The organism is Carboxylicivirga sediminis (assembly GCF_018156225.1).
GTDB classification, from domain to species: Bacteria; Bacteroidota; Bacteroidia; order Bacteroidales; family Marinilabiliaceae; genus Carboxylicivirga; species Carboxylicivirga sediminis.
This window is the reverse complement of the sequence record NZ_JAGTAR010000026.1, coordinates 74292-92681: the sequence shown is the minus strand read 5'-3', so window position 1 is coordinate 92681 and position 18390 is coordinate 74292. Positions and strand designations below refer to the sequence as shown.

13 protein-coding genes and 1 tRNA gene are annotated in these 18390 nt (G+C 39.5%); 3 read left to right on the top strand and 11 right to left on the bottom strand.

The genetic code is table 11. From position 1 onward, the window contains the following. The 3 genes from KDU71_RS16100 to KDU71_RS16090 all read right to left on the bottom strand — a co-directional run. Positions 1 to 455 (bottom strand): hypothetical protein (locus KDU71_RS16100; RefSeq protein ID WP_212192117.1); only part of this gene is annotated, 455 nt, incomplete at its 3' end. 268 nt (positions 456 to 723) lie between these two features. After that, positions 724 to 1134, bottom strand: coding sequence for a hypothetical protein (locus KDU71_RS16095; protein WP_212192116.1), 411 nt, complete (start codon positions 1132 to 1134; stop codon positions 724 to 726). A 441-nt stretch (positions 1135 to 1575) separates the two neighbouring features. Next, a tRNA-Ile gene (locus KDU71_RS16090) sits at positions 1576 to 1649 on the bottom strand. Positions 1650 to 1821: 172 nt separating this feature from the next. On the opposite strand from KDU71_RS16090, the gene KDU71_RS16085 reads away from it, so the two are divergent. The 3 genes from KDU71_RS16085 to KDU71_RS16075 all read left to right on the top strand — a co-directional run bounded on the left by KDU71_RS16085 (position 1822) and on the right by KDU71_RS16075 (position 7751). Next, positions 1822 to 2106: a hypothetical protein gene (locus KDU71_RS16085; RefSeq protein WP_212192115.1), complete on the top strand. Its 285-nt coding sequence runs from the start codon at positions 1822 to 1824 to the stop codon at positions 2104 to 2106. 90 nt (positions 2107 to 2196) lie between these two features. Continuing rightward, positions 2197 to 5223: a basic secretory protein-like protein gene (locus KDU71_RS16080; RefSeq protein ID WP_212192114.1), complete on the top strand. Its 3027-nt coding sequence runs from the start codon at positions 2197 to 2199 to the stop codon at positions 5221 to 5223. 269 nt (positions 5224 to 5492) lie between these two features. Continuing rightward, positions 5493 to 7751, top strand: coding sequence for a sodium-translocating pyrophosphatase (locus tag KDU71_RS16075; RefSeq protein ID WP_212192113.1), 2259 nt, complete (start codon positions 5493 to 5495; stop codon positions 7749 to 7751). A 310-nt stretch (positions 7752 to 8061) separates the two neighbouring features. On the opposite strand, the gene KDU71_RS16070 is transcribed toward KDU71_RS16075, so the two are convergent. From KDU71_RS16070 to KDU71_RS16035, 8 genes are all read right to left on the bottom strand, one after another. Beyond that, entirely contained in the window at positions 8062 to 8496 is a 435-nt protein-coding gene (locus tag KDU71_RS16070; protein ID WP_212192112.1) for a hypothetical protein, read from the bottom strand. Positions 8497 to 8561: 65 nt separating this feature from the next. Continuing rightward, entirely contained in the window at positions 8562 to 9473 is a 912-nt protein-coding gene (locus KDU71_RS16065; RefSeq protein ID WP_212192111.1) for a hypothetical protein, read from the bottom strand. Between the two features lie 56 nt (positions 9474 to 9529). Further along, positions 9530 to 12580, bottom strand: a complete 3051-nt coding sequence (locus tag KDU71_RS16060) for an ATP-binding cassette domain-containing protein (RefSeq protein WP_244828527.1) — start codon at positions 12578 to 12580, stop codon at positions 9530 to 9532. A gap of 30 nt (positions 12581 to 12610) precedes the next feature. Next, the gene (locus tag KDU71_RS16055; protein WP_212192110.1) at positions 12611 to 12991 is read right to left on the bottom strand and encodes a DUF1987 domain-containing protein; all 381 of its coding nucleotides are present in this window, start codon (positions 12989 to 12991) and stop codon (positions 12611 to 12613) included. A gap of 12 nt (positions 12992 to 13003) precedes the next feature. After that, on the bottom strand, positions 13004 to 13573 hold the full coding sequence (locus KDU71_RS16050; RefSeq protein ID WP_212192109.1) for a SiaB family protein kinase: 570 nt from the start codon (positions 13571 to 13573) through the stop codon (positions 13004 to 13006). Between the two features lie 307 nt (positions 13574 to 13880). Then, on the bottom strand, positions 13881 to 14435 hold the full coding sequence (locus KDU71_RS16045; RefSeq protein ID WP_212192108.1) for a GNAT family N-acetyltransferase: 555 nt from the start codon (positions 14433 to 14435) through the stop codon (positions 13881 to 13883). A 74-nt stretch (positions 14436 to 14509) separates the two neighbouring features. Next, entirely contained in the window at positions 14510 to 15499 is a 990-nt protein-coding gene (locus tag KDU71_RS16040; protein WP_212192107.1) for a Gfo/Idh/MocA family protein, read from the bottom strand. An 11-nt stretch (positions 15500 to 15510) separates the two neighbouring features. After that, positions 15511 to 18252 carry a DUF3352 domain-containing protein gene (locus KDU71_RS16035; protein ID WP_212192106.1) on the bottom strand — a complete coding sequence of 914 codons (2742 nt, stop codon included), beginning with the start codon at positions 18250 to 18252 and terminating at the stop codon, positions 15511 to 15513. Positions 18253 to 18390: the final 138 nt, after the last annotated feature.

Below are 18390 nucleotides of genomic sequence, written 5' to 3'. Positions count from 1 at the left end.
AAGATTACATATGTATTGACCCGAGAACGAAAAATATTAATAGCTCCGCTGAAAAAGTGGCTTGAAAACTTGTATTTAATTAGAGTATATGAAAACTCACCACCTAAAAAATATAATCCTCCATACGATTTACTTTCCTTATAGGACGATTCGATATGAATCACTTCCTTGATTTCACTTTTTAGGATAATCGTTGTTTGTCCATTCTTCTTTTGCTCAATCCTACTTTTGTCAATATAAACAATTTTATTCCAATCATTACATAAGTAATTAATGAACAAATAGAGAGATGGAAACATTACAACTATAGCACCCCCTAAAAGTGGATATTTGATATCACTTTCTCTTAGGTCTGAAAAAAAAACAAACAAACATACCGTCATTATTAAAGGGATGCCCCAACCTTGAGAATATTCAAAAACATACTTAGTGTTTAGTTTAAATAAACCTCTCATACTATTCTTTTTAATTGTCAATTGTCTTTTCAACTATTTTTTGCACAACAAAATTCCCCTGCTAAGCGAAGTTTGCAACTTCGCTTTAACTAATATGTAGTCTATGACTACTTAACGAAGATTACTTGTTGAATTAAACACTCAATTTAAAACACTGCTGATAACAATGCACAATTCGTTGCACTTGAAAAATGTAGTTGCAAACTACTGTTTAATTTCGACGAAGTTACAAACTTCGCCGAGCACGCATATTCAGTTGAGCGAGAGACTAACCTTTTAATACAATCCAAATGGGCGCATTGGTGTAAAAATGAAATACTTTGCTTTCCGTCATGCGGCCCGCAATAACCTGAGTAGCCGATTCATCGTATTCGAAACTCTGTACTTTCCAGTAGTACTTCTGCCCTTCCCTAAATTCCAATTCGCAATCAAATACTTTGGCATGATTTTTAATCTCGTACCAAGCCATTGAATCTTCACTAACCATTAAATTATTAGCAACGTAAGCGCCTTCTGGATCGATTCCTCCGGAAAAATCAAATTCCAGCTTTGATAGATCGACCACACTGCCATTGGCAGGTGAAAGCAGAACCGGCTCGGTAGGTAATTTATTTTCATCTTTTTCACATGCCCAAAGGGTTACTAATAATAGTGCAATTAAAAATACGTGTTGTTTCATAAATCTTTATCTTATCAGCTTTTTTTTAATTATCTCTAATTTTAAAACATCAGTTAACAACCTCGTAAGCTACTAAACCACACTTGCTGCGTGTTATGCTCACAGGCGTTATTTCATTTTTAAGTAAACAATCCCACCTATTAATTGCAGAAATTCTATTTCGTAACACATATTTTCAATATCTTTTTTGTTTTTACACATATATCACTCACTACATGACACTTAAAGAAATGCAATGTGTTATTCTTATTATATATTTTGTTTATTTTATTAAAATAAAAAGGGTGGTGGTGAGTAACCACATATCAAATAATCCTCTTAATTTCCTGCGAACATTCCGTTTATTTAGCGGGCGAGTTATCGCAATAAACCAATACTACAAGAAAATGTGCCTAACAAAAAAAAACCACTTACAACAATGTAAGTGGCTAATTATCAATGTGGGCCCACCTGGGCTTGAACCAGGGACCCCCTGATTATGAGTCAGGTGCTCTAACCAACTGAGCTATAGGCCCGGCTTATAAAGGTTATTACCTTTTCAGCGGATGCAAAAATAGCTAACAATTTTATATTATCAAATAGATATTTTAATATTTTCCCCATTTTTAAAGGCATTGTGCCAAAGTCAGTCATTGAAATATTAATTACTCTTCTGTAATTTAGTGGAATACATTATTAACCTTAGTTATGAAGCAAAAAAACATTTTTACGGTACTTGCCATTATTACTCTCCTATTACTAAATTCATGTTTACCTGGTGGAGGCAATTATGCTCCTGATTCTCCGGCAGGATTTTTCACTGGCATCTGGCATGGCTGGATTGCACCAATCTCATTAATTCTTGGATTATTCAATAAAGATATCACCATCTACGAGTCATTTAATACGGGCTGGTGGTACGATTTTGGCTTTTACATTTCCATTATTGCTGGTTTTGGCAGTATCCGATTACTACGTAAAAAGGAGGGTTAGAAAGCAATTTACAAAACACAACAAATATCATATATTGACAACATTATTGGTTGAAATGCGTATCTTAAAACAGCCCTTAATGTGTCCAATATGCGATTCGTATTCACCATATTAGTGTTATGTGGATGGAGCATACCATTGCTTCATGCGCAATACTTTGGGCAAAATAAACCTTCCTACGAGAAGTTTAACTTTCAGTTGTACAAAACACCCAACTTTGAACTCTATCACTATTTTAAAGATGAAAAATTAGCCGAGCAGTTAGGCAAGCAAGCCGAAAAATGGTACTTCTACCACCAGCAGGTGCTATTAGATACGTTTCAAACCCGAAATCCAATCATTTTTTATTCTAACCACGCCGATTTCCAGCAAACAACCGCCGTAAGCAGTCGCATTGATGTTGGCACAGGTGGTGTTACCGAAGGCATGAAGCGGAGGGTGGTAATGCCTGTTTCATTCACCGGCGGACAAACAGACCATGTGCTTGGTCATGAATTGGTACATGCATTTCAGTACCACATGCTGTCAACCGATGAAGAGGTTAGTCTGATGGCCATTAATAATATCCCACTCTGGATGATTGAAGGTATGGCAGAATACTTGTCATTGGGCAGTGTTAACAGCCATACAGCACTGTGGATGCGCGATGCACTAATAAACAACACGTTTCCTTCACTGAGGGAAATGACATTTAGCTATCGGTATTCTCCTTATCGCTACGGTCATGCCTTTTGGGCCTATATTGCCTATCAGTATGGTGAGCAATACATACCACGCTTGTTTAAGGCTACTGCAAGGGTTGGATATGAGCAGGCTATAGGCGATGTATTAATGTTATCTGACGATTCCCTTTCGGTGATGTGGCAACAAACATTAAAAGAACATCTGCTGAAAGAAAGCATAGACTCTACATTTACAATTGTTGGCGAAAGAATTATATCTAAAAAAAACAGCGGACGCTACAACCTTAATCCGTCCATCAGCCCCAATGGCCGGTATGTTGTCTTCCTTTCTGAAAGGGATATGTATGATATTGACCTGTTTATGGCCGACGGCAAAACAGGTGAGGTAGTTTCCAGGCTTTACACCGCAACCAGCCACGATGAAATTGATGCTCTGAATTACCTCGAAACATCGGGTACATGGTCGCCAGACAGCCGCTACTTTGCTTTTATAGCCTTCAAACAAGGACAATCAACCTGCCAGATTTATGATGTACAAAGAAAGCATCTTATCAGAGAGATTCAAATTAATGAGGTGGATGAAATCTCATGGCCGGCCTGGTCAACCAACAGCAATACGATAGCTTTCTCAGCTCTTAAAGAGGGTGTTTCAGACATAATTCTGTATAACCTGGATGACAATATTATTGAAAACATCACGCAAAATGAGTTTGCATGTATTCAGCCAGCCTGGTCGCCAGACGGTCAATACATTTATTACGTCACTGACAAAGCCATGTCAACTAAACTTAGCAGTCAAGGCAGTCTGCATATAGCTCGGGTATCAGTTGATAACAGACAAACAGACTATTTCAGAACGTTTGATGGCGCAAAGAACCTCAATCCAATTGCCACCATCAACAAGCATGAAGTATTGTTTTTATCCAACCGCGACGGACGGCGTAACCTGTATCTGCTTAACACAAACGACTCTCAGGTTCATCAAATTACCAATTACCCAACAGGCATAATAGGCATGACCGATTATTCCCCTGCACTAACTCTTACAGGCGACACCCTATTGTACACGATGCTCTGGAATGGCGAATACAGCATCTTTAAAACATCATTACAAAACATTCGAAAAAACAAGCAGTTGGTAATTGAGCGCGAGACCAATCTCAGTGCCTCCCGTTTATTACCGCACTCAACCATCCCTTCGCAGATAGAAACCAACCTCTATTTTAACCGACAACCGCATGCCTTACAAACAGATAGTTTCTTTAGCGATAAGATTAGAAACAAATTTAAGCTCGACTATATTGGTAACGCGTCGGCAGGCGTGATGACCGGACGCTTCGGCACAGGTATGGCAGGTAGCATTGAGGCAATGTTTAGCGATATCCTGAGCAAAAATATGTTATATACGTCCGTGAGCATTAATGGCGAGATTTATGACTTTGGCGGGCAAATCGCTTACATTACGCAGCGAAAAAGGATGAAATTCGGAGTAGCTTTATCCCATATTCCCTATCGAACTGGCTCCTATCAATATCAAACCGATTCATTGGCTGACGGCACAACAGCACGTTCGCTTCATTACCTTTTCCGAAGAACCTTTGAAGATAAGCTATCAGTCTTCACATTTATCCCGATAAACAAAACCAGGCGATTTGAGGTGGGAGCATCCTATGCCTTCTACAACTATCGAATTGAACGGATCAAAAACATTAACTCCTATTCACAAATCTATTCGGCAGAAAAAGAGAAACTTCCTGCACCTGATGGTTTCGGTACCGGCATTCTGGATGCTGCATACGTTATTGATAATGCCAAAATGGGGCTTGCATCACCCGTTGAAGGTAAACGCTTGCGGATACAGGTGGAGCATTATCTGCACAAACTCCAAATGCAGACGCTGCTAATTGATTTCAGGCGCTATGTCTTTATCAAACCCTATAGTCTGGCATTTCGGCTATACCACTATGGCCGTTACGGCAAAGATTCAGACAGCGATCGCATGAGTGAGTTATTTCTAGGTTCTCCCTGGTTTGTAAGGGGATACGACATGGGCAACTTCTATGGCGATGAAACAACGGATGCCAATACCATCAGCATGAATCAACTGATAGGCACACGACTACTTGTTACCAACCTTGAATGGCGCATCCCGTTTACTGGTCCGAAAGAAATAGGCTGGTTCCGCTCCAATTTCTTATTTAGCGAACTCGCTCTGTTTGTCGATGGTGGCGTCAGCTGGAATAAGCACTCATACCCGGTGGCTAAGTTAACTACTAACAGCAATGCTCAACGCATACCTGTTTTTAGTGGTGGTGTAGCCTACCGCATCAACCTGTTTGGTGCTATGATTCTGGAACCATATTATGGCTTTCCCTTCCATCAGAATCAGCTTAAAGGAGGTGAATTTGGCATAAACATCTTTGCCGGATGGTGATGTAAATCACTAATATTTTTCTGATTATTATTCATCAGGCATCTTAAAATCATTATCTTGTGATTGCGGGGACAGATAATTATGTGAGAAAAGTTAATTGGAGAGAATCCTGAAAAACGAAGCCACATGGGATATCTAAGCCGGATCAAACCGACTTATTCTACACTTCTGGTTAGTCGAAAGTACACTTGTTTTCGACAGGTTTATCATGTGTGCCCTTCAAATACTTCACATACCCTTACTCATTTACTAACTAAAACAACATTTCTATGGATTCAATTTTTTGGTTTATACCAATTGCTTCCTTATTAGCATTGGTTTTTGCATGGATATTCTTCAAATCCATGATGAAAGAATCGGAAGGTACTGACAAAATGAAAGAAATTGCCCAGCACGTAAGAGAAGGAGCAATGGCATACCTGTCGAGACAATACAGAGTGGTAGGCATTGTCTTTTTGGTGCTGCTGGTGATATTAACAATACTGGCGTTTCTGGGTGTCCAGAATCCGTTTGTACCAATCGCTTTTTTAACAGGCGGATTCTTCTCAGGCCTTTGCGGTTTCCTGGGTATGAAAACAGCCACTTTTGCTTCGGCACGTACAGCTCACGGGGCGTCACAATCACTTAACAGAGGTTTAAAAGTGGCATTCCGAAGCGGGGCCGTTATGGGGCTGGTTGTAGTTGGTTTTGGTTTAATTGATATTGCACTTTGGTATCTGATATTAAACAACATTTACGATCATAATATCTTTGGCCTGGGCTTGAAAGTAGCTGAGGAGGTAGGTCTTACAGGTGTCTGGTCGGCTGATTTTGTAGCCAATGGAGAGTGGACTCATGCTAAAATGGTGCATATCACAACCACCATGTTAACCTTTGGCATGGGTGCATCAACACAAGCTTTATTCGCCCGCGTTGGCGGTGGTATTTACACCAAGGCAGCCGATGTTGGCGCCGACCTGGTTGGTAAAGTTGAAGCAGGCATCCCAGAGGATGATCCGCGTAACCCAGCCACTATAGCAGATAACGTTGGTGATAACGTTGGTGACGTAGCAGGTATGGGCGCCGACCTTTACGAATCGTACTGTGGTTCAATCCTGGCAACGGCAGCATTAGGAGCTGCCATCTCTATGAATTCAGGTGCATTTAATGAGAAAGCCATTATTGCGCCAATGATTGTGGCAGCAATCGGTATTATCTTCTCAATATTAGGCATATTTATGGTGCGAACCAAAGAGGATGCCAGCGCCAAAAACCTATTAAATTCACTGCTTGTTGGTACAGCTGGTTCATCTGTACTCATACTGATTGCAATAGCAGTCATGGCCTATTTAGGTTGGTTTGGTTGGGGCATCTTCGGCTCTGTAGTAGCCGGGTTGATTGCTGGTATTATTATCGGGCAAGGCACCGAGTATTATACCTCTGATGGTTATAAGCCAACGCAGGGTATTGCCAAACAAGCACAACAAGGCCCGGCAACAACTATTATTGATGGTATTGCCGTTGGTATGTATTCAACCTGGATCCCAGTGCTCACAATTGTTGCCGGTATTATTGCCGCATTTGGCTTTGCTGGTGGTTTTACTGACTTTAGCGAAGGTGTGTATGGAATTGGATTTGCAGCTGTTGGTATGCTTTCAACCCTTGGCATAACACTAGCGACTGATGCGTTTGGGCCTATTGCCGACAATGCAGGAGGTAACGCAGAGATGGCAGAACTACCAAAAGAAGTACGTGAACGGACTGATGCCCTGGATATGCTAGGAAATACCACAGCGGCTACCGGTAAAGGCTTTGCAATTGGTTCGGCTGCACTTACAGCTATGGCATTGCTGGTTGCATACATGGAAGAAGTGCGTATATGGCTGAAAAAAGTTCCAGAACTGGGTAATAAGTTTCTGGAGGTAACAGGTGCCGAAAGTCTTACTAAAGCAACCATCCAGAATTTTGTGGACTATTATGAGCTTAACATGTTTAATCCTCTGCTTTTGGCCGGACTATTTATTGGAGCCATGATGGCCTTTGTATTCTGTGCCATGACCATGAAAGCAGTAGGACGTGCGGCTGGTGCCATGGTAGAGGAAGTACGTCGCCAGTTCAGAGAGATACCGGGTATTTTAGAAGGAACCGGCACACCTGAGTATGCCAAATGTGTAGCTATCTCAACAAAAGGTGCTCAACGTGAAATGATGGTACCGTCCATCCTTGCTATTGCAGTCCCAATCATTGTTGGTTTGGTATTTGGTGTTGCAGGCGTAATTGGCTTGCTGATGGGAGGTCTTGTAACCGGCTTTACGCTGGCTGTAATGTTAAATAATTCGGGTGGAGCCTGGGATAATGCGAAGAAATACATTGAGAAAGGCAATTATGGTGGCAAAGGTAGCGAGGCACATAAAGCTGGTGTCGTCGGTGATACTGTTGGTGATCCATTTAAAGACACTTCAGGTCCGTCATTAAACATCCTGATTAAGCTAATGACCATGGTATCAGTGGTTATGTCTGGATTAACCGTTATTTATTCATTGTTTTAGAACCACTTCTACATCGAAAACAGATGTGCATATCATCTGTATACCATTGATTAGATTTATCCGCCCCAGGAAATTGGGGCGGTTTTTTTGCACCTAATCACACCATAAGTTTTATGGCATCAGTCATTTCATAATGCGATTATATACAATCTGCTTTCCGTAATAACAAAAACTATAGCGATAGAGTTAATTCACCAACAGTTATAAAAGAAAACTTGTTAGCATCTTAAAGAGGTATAGCAAGCAATACAAATAAAAAAGGGTTACTCAATATTGAGTAACCCTTTTTATATAAAATGATTATATGCTCTTATAATTGCTTAACAAGCGATAAAACGGCTTTTGCACAACCTTCTTGTCCGCCTTTAAAGGAGAAATAAAGGTGATAAACGCCTGTTTTTCGACAAATGAATTGAAATTCATCATACATTTTGCCATTGTGAAAGTTGCTACTAATCAACTTCTCGTTTTGCTTTAGTTGCATTATCATCTGCTCAGCATTAGATGCACCATTCACAATATTAAACTTGTATTGCGTATTACTATTTAAAACAACAGAAAACTTTACGTAGCCTGTTTTAACATCTTTACGTTCCTTCACCATTTCTACGGTGAAATCTTTGATGTACTGTGTGGCTCCCATCTCTTTTAATGCTGTCTTAAGCAGATCATCGCCACATTGCGCTGACGCACTTAGACCACTCATTATAAAAAGGATAAAGAAGCTATAAAATATTTTTTTCATGGTATCAATTTTAATTGGTCCGGGTAAGAATAATTACAAAAATAACTTTTTTTCAAACACACAGACTACGACACAATGAATTCTCTCAATGCCTTGATCTCTTCGATGATAGCTGTCACCTGCTCAGGCGTAATTTCAACATGACTAATCTCGTCCTGAACAATGATAAGCATACCATCCTGCTCAATGGTTTTTGGTTCTGCAAACTCGGTGGTTATCTTAACCGGATCGTATGCCGCTTTTAGCTTACCAATTCGCTGCGCCAACTCCGCAAAATCAGGATCCTGACTGTAATTTTTCAAAATAATCTCAATAATATTGATGATATCTTTTTGCTCAGCTACACGGTTGATTAATCCCTCATCATTGGTCTGCTCAATCACATTTCCAGTAATATACAAACCTTCAATCCAAGCCCCGGTTACAATTAATGAAGATACATTACTACGCTTTTGGCTGCGCAGGTATGAATCCATCTGGTTAAAGCTAGAAATAGAAATCTGCATCAACGAATCCAGATTATTGCTATTTGTAGCCATGCGCTTTAGAGCATTAAAATCAAAAAACTGACCAACTTTAATTCCTTCAGACAAGCTTTTAATAGCTACTAAGTATGATACAACAATGTTATTCTTATCAAAGGTGTTGATATAACCTAAATCAGCACTGTAAACACCCAGGTTCAACGCACGCTTGTAACTTGTATTGTAAGCATCAACTTTATCGGTACTGTTAAGGATCTTTTGTGAGAAATCAACGCCTGTTGCTTTGATTATTGAAGCCATTTCAACTGGTGATGAAATATTTTGAATAACATCACTCATCACTTCCTCTGACAGCTCAAGTGCTGCACTTTCAGTAGCTGGCGCAAGTGTCAATTCATCCGACTCGCTACTTTTTTTCGATGATCCTGAACATGCTGACATGATACATACTCCGGCAACCATCAAGGCTAGGTAACTAAATTTTCTCAACATTTTAGTACGTTTTTAATTTCGATTGAAGCAATTATACTCAATTATTTAGTAAAAGGTTACTTTTTAAACAGTTTTAATTCACCAAAGAAGTCCAGGCTCCGCTTCAGGAGATCAAAGTACAGAGCTATATACATCAAAATAGTGAGCAACCAAACCACCATTATATTGAACCACAAAGTATCAAAAAAGTGCCCTGCAAAATGCTTCTGTGGTGCAAAGAAATGCGTTCTGAACGAAATGGCTGTCTCTGGCTCAGGTATTTGATAAATCGGATCAACCACCTGAATCAGCTTATCACCATCGCGCAGCATCTTATTTTTATCAAATGTTTTACGAACAATATCAGAGATGCTTTCATTAAAATAGGCATCTCGTATGGCATTAAAACGGTCTTTATTGTTTCTGATATTATCTGACATAAAACGGTTAATGGTATTATCAGCTGTATTAAACAGGTCGCGATAATGATTCTTCAATTGCTCAATGTAAACTTTGACATCACTGGCAACCTGCTCATTAAATTCGTTCACTGTTAATTTATCCATCCCGATGAATTCGATAGATGGAACCCGTTTCTGTTCCTTACTCAATTCATTGCGCAATAAAGCAATATCATCAGAAAAGCCCTTACTTGATTTATCTGCTATGCGGCAATTGTCAATAATTTCTTCCAATTCAGGCAGATAGTATACATTCTTAAAGTCAGCACTACTTTGCTGCAGCTCTACTTTAAAAATATTTTTCTTAAAATTATTGTGCTTGTATTGGTGTACAATTAATCCTTCGTAAATATAGCGCGAAGGCATCACCTCCGCTACTAACGGCACTTTATCAACACTTGTAAAGTCTTTATTCAGTTTATCAAATGTAAACATCGCTCCGCCCAATACCATTTGTGGGATCATTACCAATGGAATCAAAATATAGATGGTTACAATGGAATTGAATGATGCTGAAAGTATCAGGCCAAGGATATTGGCAAAAGCAGATACTGAAAAGAGTGCCAGCCAGAATTCAAAATTCATCCCTTTAATGCCTAAGATGCTATTGGCAACAACTACGAATAGGGTCATCTGAATAGCCGACATCACAAACAATATCAGAATTTTAGAAGCCAGGTAACTGGAGCGACTCAGGTTCAGGAACTTCTCCCGCTTTAATATTTTTGCATCTTTGAATATCTCCTCCGCACTGATTATCAGACCAAAAAACAAAGCAACAATAATACCCATGAAGATGTATGGCGCTATGTTCTCATTCTCACGGAAAACGTAGATATCCGATTCAGGATCGACAATGTAACGAATGAGGTAGGCCAGAATAAACCCTAGAAAGGGGGCTTCCAGCAAATTGAGCAGAATATACTGGGTGTTACTGATTTTCGATTTAAAATCGCGAAGCGTATAAATAAAGAATTGCTTAAACCACGAAGGTATATTCAATGATTTTGGCGGTGTAGAATTAACCTGTTCCACCTGTGGCAATTCAATGTTTTCTTTGTAATGTTCATGCCATTCCTCAGGCGAGGTTTTTCTTTTATTCGTGTAATTTCCATATTCATCGATCACATTGGCATCAATGATATTGAAAATTAACTCCGGATTGAGGTTACCACATGTACCACATTCACCCTGATCACTGTTGATTTGCGCATCCAGACGCTTGAAATATATCAATGATTCGCTGGGATTACCATAATAGACCGGATAACCGCCCGTATCAAGGATATACATCTTATCAAACATCTTATAGATATCTGATGATGGCTGGTGAATAACAACAAAAATAAGCTTGCCCTTTAATGCCAGTTCACGCAGGAGGTTCATAACATTCTCCGAATCGCGTGATGACAATCCAGATGTTGGCTCATCAACAAACAAAATACCTGGCTCTCGAATTAACTCAAGGGCAATATTCAGTCGTTTGCGTTGACCGCCACTAATCATTTTATTAAGTGGAGAACCCACCTTCAGGTTACGACGCTCATACAAGCCAAGGCTAGTAAGCGTATTGTTCACCATCTCCTCTATTTCTGCTTCACCTTTATCTTTAAAACAGAGCTTAGCATTATAATAGAGGTTTTCGTATACGGTTAATTCTTCAATCAGCAGGTCGTCTTGAGGTATGTAACCAATCACACCCTCCACCTTATCGCGCTCGCGATGAAGACTATAACTATTAATCAACACCTCCCCGGCAGTAGGTGTTTCATTCCCACAAAGAACGTTTAAAAGCGTCGTTTTACCGGCTCCACTGGCACCCATAATACCAATGAGCTTACCCTGTTCTTCTGAGATGTTAACATTGCGCAGACCGATACCACCAGTCTTGAACTGAAAACCAACATCTTTAACCTCGTAGGAGATTTTAGATACTGATGAATCGGACATAAACCGTGAGACCACATCTGTATAGTAAACTGGCTGACCTTTGGGTAGTTTAATGAAGCTTCCCTTGGGAAACAGATAGATACGGCGATTATTAATTAACAAGCCATTCAGGAACAGATCCTGATTACCTGTATACCTGACGAAATATAGCCCAGCGCTGTTTACTCGCAAGATAAGTACATCTCCATCAAGTTCGCCTGATTGAATGTGTTTTGCTTTTGTAAACTCATCGGTATGGTGGTTAACAATGAGTACATCCTCCAAATCAAGCTCTTGAACTGCATTGTTGACTGTATAGGTCTCAATAGCTTCAATTTCTTCCTTTGGCAATTTAAATACATCGGCCACCGTATTGATGATGGCCATGCGTTGTTCGGTAAACTTACGATCGGCATTAACCAGCTCATACAAACGCAGCAGCACCACCACTTTCTGCTCCTTATTCAGCTGCTTATTGATTTTTTTACAGATTCCGAGGATTTTCACGGAATCTTTCATCGACGTTAGCTTTACCTTACCTTCCGGCTCTCCCTTGCCAAGTTTCGAATCTTTTGAGAATTTCAGAAAGAGCGAATAATATTCTTCCACAGCCTCGGCATTTAACTGCTGCTCAAGAAAAGTTCTTACATACTCTGTCTCATTCGCTTCAACACCACCATCCTGCTTGGCAATTAAACCAAACAGTTGCATCAGTGCCTTCAGAATTTCTTCACTCATATTTTAGCTTTCTGGGAGGTCAGTTTTAAATTAGTCGGTATATGAAATGTAATCAAAAGGTATCTCTACTATATCGGCGTATTCTTCGCCTGCTTCAAGCATATCTTCTTCTTCTTCGTGATAGTGCCATTTGATGACAACATCATGATCATTTTCAACAATTTCTTCGAACTTAAGCAGTATATCAAGAATCACTTTTGATGAAGCAGTGTTAAAATACTCCAGCTTAAAGTTGAATTCTGTTTTCTCAGCTGGCGCTTCGGCATAGGCATCAATCCAGTTAAGAATTGGCTCATAGAACATATTCACATCTTCAGGTAACGAACGCCCCGAAATTTCAAATTTACCGTTGTCTTTATCCAGTATTACATTAGGTGTATCGTCAGTACCTACAATATTAATTACTTCCATTTTATAGTCTGATTAGTTTCGTTGTACAGTTGATGTTAAGATAAAAAAGCTAACGTCTTCATTTAATTTCTTAAACTCATAGCTAAGTTTACTGCCGGTTTTCTTAGCGATATCGATAAACCCAAGTCCGGCTCCACCCTTATCAGAAATCCTGCCTTCTTTCATCTGCTTTTTGTATAGCTCCGACAGTCCTTTTTTATCCAGGCTGTTAACCAGCTCCAGGTTGGCTTTCAACTCAGGCACCTTTTCATTTTTAATAACATTACCGGTAATAATGTTATAGCTTCTTTCACCATGACTCACCATAACAATTCCCCTGCGCTCATCCTCATCATCATCCAATGAATCGGCATGCTTACTAATATTCTGAAGGCACTCCACCATTACATTAAACACCTTACGCTGAACAGTATTTGACTCCTGACTCTTTTCGAGGCTCCGCTCTGTCAATGAAGTAAATGTTTTAGTAATTTCCTGGGTTACCTCCCCTTCATACACCAAATTAATTTCATTGGTTTTCATGGTCTTGTACATCTGATAGGCAAAGTCCAGAAACCCATGGTTTTCTTTATTCTTATCCATATTTTGAAGTGTGTTAGACTTACGACTTCTTATCTTACTGCAATATAGCAAGAAATACAAAAGTAGAAAGAACAATACAATATCATCACCTTTCCATTAATGAATTTCTTAAAACTACACATTCAACTATCGAGCAGCATGTGCAAGATAGAACAATAAAATAACTAATTACTTCTCACGTCAGTGGTAGTACGGAGAAACGGCAGAATTGTTTTGAAAAATTACGCTAAATAACGGATATAACCCTTAAACGATTCAAATATCTTGATTAACAAGAGGCTGATTGCTATTTAGCCCAACCAAGCCACTAATTCAAATTGAGAAGAAAACCAGACTGAAGATGATTCATCTCTTTTAATTCATTATCAGTACTGACACCATTATTTTGTGAATTAATGGTAAAGCCTTGCGACAGATAATTGGAGATGGCAGACATTTTCTCAAATTCGCTGGCATGGCAAAATATGCGCGTAGGCTCAAACTGAAAACAATAATCAACCACTTTTGACAGAAACAATGCCCTAAGCTCAAAATCCAGGCTATCACTGGCAATTCCCAAATCACGTATTTCCACCTGACGGTCGGGTAGCACAATTAAATCGAATGAGCCGATAACTTCACCATTATGTAATGCTATAAAAAAATGCACTTCAGGGTGTGCTAATATACTCTTCAGAATATCGCCGATAACTGCCAGATTTTCCCACCAGCCCTTTTTCATTGGCACATTCGGAAGTGTGAAACTGAACTCATTATTTTTCCGAATCTTAACAAGTTCAATCTTTTCATTATATCCTTTTGCAGGAACAAACTGACTGCGGCTTGTTAATTCAAGCACATTATAGTTAGTACGTTTTTTCATAACACCCTTATTTCATCCAGACGGTGTTACGCATTATTCATGCCAAAGTTCTTTAAAAAACCTTAAAAAACGACTTACACAACTGACTCCCAGGAGCTAGTTTCTGAAGATCTAATTACCGCATCCAGCACTTTTTGGTTCAGTATGGCATCATCTTCACTAACCGACACTTGCTGCTTTCCTTCTACCATTTCAGCAAAATCAGCTATCATCAATCCATAATGATCAGCTGGTTCTATTAATAATTTGCGAGTGCCAATGGCTGATTCAACAGTTACTTTAGCTGGCACATCATTATAGGTATTAAATGGTAAATGAATGGTTATACGCCCTGCTGAAGCAACAATATCAACTTTTTGAAAGGCACTGGCGCACGTTGACACATTAAAAGTAGCACGAGCCGTTCCAAAGTCAAGGATAGCAGAAGTAAGCATATCTGTTCCAAATTCAGGATGAAAACTCAGCAAACTAACTACCCTCTGAGGCTCTTTGCCAAACAAAAAACGCGGAACAGAAATAGCATAACAACCTATATCACGCAATCCGCCGCCACCATATTCTTTTACATTTCTAATGTTAGATGCTGAAGGATTATTGTATGAGAAAGAGGTGTTGATATACTGGATTTTACCAATATTATTGGTTCTGATAATATCACGCACCTTCAGCCATTGCGGATGATGCTTATACATAAATGCTTCCATGAGAATGACGCCTCGCTTTTGGCAATACTCCACCACTTCCATGGCTTCTTCGGCATTCATACTCATTGGTTTCTCGCAAAGAATATGCTTGCCAGCATTGGCTGCCTTTTTAATCCATTCGGCATGCATATGATTCGGCAGCGGAATATACACAGCCTGCACCTCTTTATTGGCAAGCAAGTGGTCGTAACTACCATAGTAGTGCTCAATATTAAATTGCTGAGCTGCTTCAGCTGCTTTATTCAAAGAGCGTGAAGCGATGGCATACATCTCCACATTACTCAATTCCTGCATAGGTAGAACCACTCGTTTAATAAAGTGATTTGACACGCCCAGTACACCAATTTTCAGTTTCATCATTATTACAATTATTAATCTACCTGGTAATTATATATGTAGTTATCAGAACCTCCCACAATTAAATTAAATCTGGAAGCAGATGACTTTAGAAAGCCGATGCTGAATCGGGAGTTGCCTTTCAGAGGAAAGCCTTTGTAGGTCCTGCCATCTGCATTTAGCAAGTGTATGTGGCCATTGGCCTTTTCAGAAACACCTAGTTTAATGTTTTGTGCAGAAAACCTGTATAAATCAACATTTAGATTAATCTCATTATCAAATTCCTTTTTTAACACTTCCTTACCATCACTGGTGAAACAAGTTACACAATGCGGTTCTACAACCTGATAATGCAGTTTGCCATTATGCTCAAATGCGCTAAAAGCATGCGTTTCTTCAATTGTTTTGAGAACCGATGATTTAACTTCACCATTGGATAGTTTAATCTTGGTCAGCAAACCATCGGAGTTAGTTGTAACCAAACAATCGTCTGCCTGGTTCTGATTACATAAATAATAGGAAGAGTAACGATTCCTGGCAAATTGCTTATTCAGCTTTACCCTAATATTTCCTTTTCTATCGCAAATATAGTTGCGCTTATCGTCGGCAAATGCAATGTAGTCTTTTCCATTGGAGCGAAAGTGCTGCACGGGCATGGTCACCCTTCCGTCAGTTTTATCAAACTTCCAACCCGATACGGTATTGCCTTTATTGTTATACAGGTAAATACGTCTGTTTTCGCAAGCTATAAAAAAGCGGTAGTTACGATTATTGTCATAGTCAAAAACAGCCATTCCATTGGTAGCATCCGAAGGCAATCGGACCGGAAAATTGGCAACATGGTTACCGTTTCTATCCAAGAGATAAATAGACTTGCGGGTATTAAAAAGGTATTGCAACTTGTTGTTTCGATAATAATCAACCTGGATTACATCGCCTAAAATTTCACTATCCAAAGGTTTTTTCCACAAGACACGTCCAGTATTACTCAACAGATAGAGGTTATGGGCGTCATCCTGCACAATGACTTCTTTTTCGCGGGTGTAATGATTATCAACCAGTACTGGCTTAAAGCTAACGGTTGAATCGAGCAGACTTTGCCATACGGTTCTTGGCTCCGACTCCCGACTTGGCATGTATTGCAAGTAGGAGGTTGTATAAATCATCTTACCAGTACCACTAAGCTGCATGCCAATACCATAAAAATTATTGAATGCCTCCTTTTGTGCTTCATTAAGCTGCCCTAAAAGTGGTTGAAAAGTCTCTCCGAAATAAGCAGCCAGATGAGCAGTTTCACAAAAGGCAAACACATTTTCGCGGCTCGAAAAATTACTCAGAAACTGTTGATGCGCCTTCTCGTTACCCAATGTTTTCTTAAGCATATTACTGTAGATAAATTGCTCAAGCAGCACAGGGGCATCGGCTACAATCAAATTATCGTCATAAAATGCCAGGTATTTATGGGGTACTTTTGGCAACAGTGGATTAAAAAAGTGAGCCAAAACATCTTCTTCAAAACCATGATAAACAGGATAGCTAACCCCATTATCAGGTCGATAGGTTTTAACAACCATACTACTACTCGATGCCGAACTCATTTTACGCAACATCTCCAATAGCACCTCTTTGCCAGATGACTGACTCTTCAGCTTAAGCACTAATAACCCGTTTGCCTCGGGCTGCAGATTATTGTAGTCGCTATACACCAATGCCAGGCGACCGGTAAGCTGGCTAAACAATTCTTCTTCAGGGTTGAAACCATATTTCTTTTGCCACTGCTCGAGTTTTCGTTGATAATCCACATTCGCATCGTTGAAACCTGTAATCCGTTTCCTCATGTCAGACGCACTCTCTAACGAAAACGAAAGGTAAGCACGTGTATTACTAGGTAGCACATATTGTATTTGTGTGCGTTGCGGACGTGCATTCTCAAGCATTTTACTGACGATACCAGTATTAGAAGCACTCATAAACCCATTTAGTACAATAGCCTGGTTGCTAATTTCAACATCAAACTCAGCCCATTTACTTTGGTCGCCAACAACTTTAGAACTTCTCTGGAAAGCATCACCGAGTATAGGTTTCATAACATCCGGCAATCGCGGAAAATTGATGAAAACATTTAGTTTTGAGCCTGCACCAATGGTCTTATAAATCTGCTTGAAATCTGCACCATTCACCCATGAATCAGGATTTTGCTGCTGCCTTATAGAGGTTTCGATAAGCAAACTTGACTGACTCAACAATAAAATGCCATTGTCGATATTGGCAAACCACTGCTGCTTATTGGCTGTAACTTTATAGATGGATTGTGAATTATACTTCCTTACCGACACATCGGCCCCCAACTCGTTTAATTGCTTAATGAGTCTTGCTATTTTAGCTTCCTCCCGTTTATTGGGCAGCTCAAAAACAAAAAGTTGACTAACACTTTCCTTGCCTTGAGCATGAAATGAATAATAGACCGGTAATCCTTTTATTTCTTGGTATACATTAACACCATTTTCAAAGGTTATCGAGTCAAGTGCAAGGATCTGCTTAAAGGCATTATTAAGCACCTGAGAGTTTTGCAGCTCCTCTTTATAATCGATGGTATTAAAAAGAGCATTATAGATACAATCAGCATTCTCAGCCTTAATAATAACAGCCGCATCAGCAGGCACGGCTACTAAAGACTGTGTGTTATCGTATGATTTAACGCGGCTTACCTGGTAAAGGATATAACCCAATAACAAACAACTAATCGCAATGGTAGCAACAACCCAGGCTTTCTTCATTTTTCTGATAGTTCGATTAAACAAGCAAGTAACTCACAAATGTAGCACCTCGTTACAAAACTAATTTTGAAAGGTTAAATGGGCAAATGTTAGATAGTTTAATTCAATTATTTTTAAGATGATTCCTTTTAGATTATG

Coding starts and splice junctions, on each gene's coding strand:
- KDU71_RS16050 (WP_212192109.1), bottom strand. CDS start 13,573: ATGGATAAGAATAAAGAAAACCATGGGTTTCTGGACTTTGCCTATCAG.
- KDU71_RS16095 (WP_212192116.1), bottom strand. CDS start 1,134: ATGAAACAACACGTATTTTTAATTGCACTATTATTAGTAACCCTTTGG.
- KDU71_RS16085 (WP_212192115.1), top strand. CDS start 1,822: ATGAAGCAAAAAAACATTTTTACGGTACTTGCCATTATTACTCTCCTA.
- KDU71_RS16075 (WP_212192113.1), top strand. CDS start 5,493: ATGGATTCAATTTTTTGGTTTATACCAATTGCTTCCTTATTAGCATTG.
- KDU71_RS16080 (WP_212192114.1), top strand. CDS start 2,197: ATGCGATTCGTATTCACCATATTAGTGTTATGTGGATGGAGCATACCA.
- KDU71_RS16045 (WP_212192108.1), bottom strand. CDS start 14,435: ATGAAAAAACGTACTAACTATAATGTGCTTGAATTAACAAGCCGCAGT.
- KDU71_RS16060 (WP_244828527.1), bottom strand. CDS start 12,580: ATGAGTGAAGAAATTCTGAAGGCACTGATGCAACTGTTTGGTTTAATT.
- KDU71_RS16065 (WP_212192111.1), bottom strand. CDS start 9,473: ATGTTGAGAAAATTTAGTTACCTAGCCTTGATGGTTGCCGGAGTATGT.
- KDU71_RS16070 (WP_212192112.1), bottom strand. CDS start 8,496: ATGAAAAAAATATTTTATAGCTTCTTTATCCTTTTTATAATGAGTGGT.
- KDU71_RS16035 (WP_212192106.1), bottom strand. CDS start 18,252: ATGAAGAAAGCCTGGGTTGTTGCTACCATTGCGATTAGTTGTTTGTTA.
- KDU71_RS16040 (WP_212192107.1), bottom strand. CDS start 15,499: ATGATGAAACTGAAAATTGGTGTACTGGGCGTGTCAAATCACTTTATT.
- KDU71_RS16055 (WP_212192110.1), bottom strand. CDS start 12,991: ATGGAAGTAATTAATATTGTAGGTACTGACGATACACCTAATGTAATA.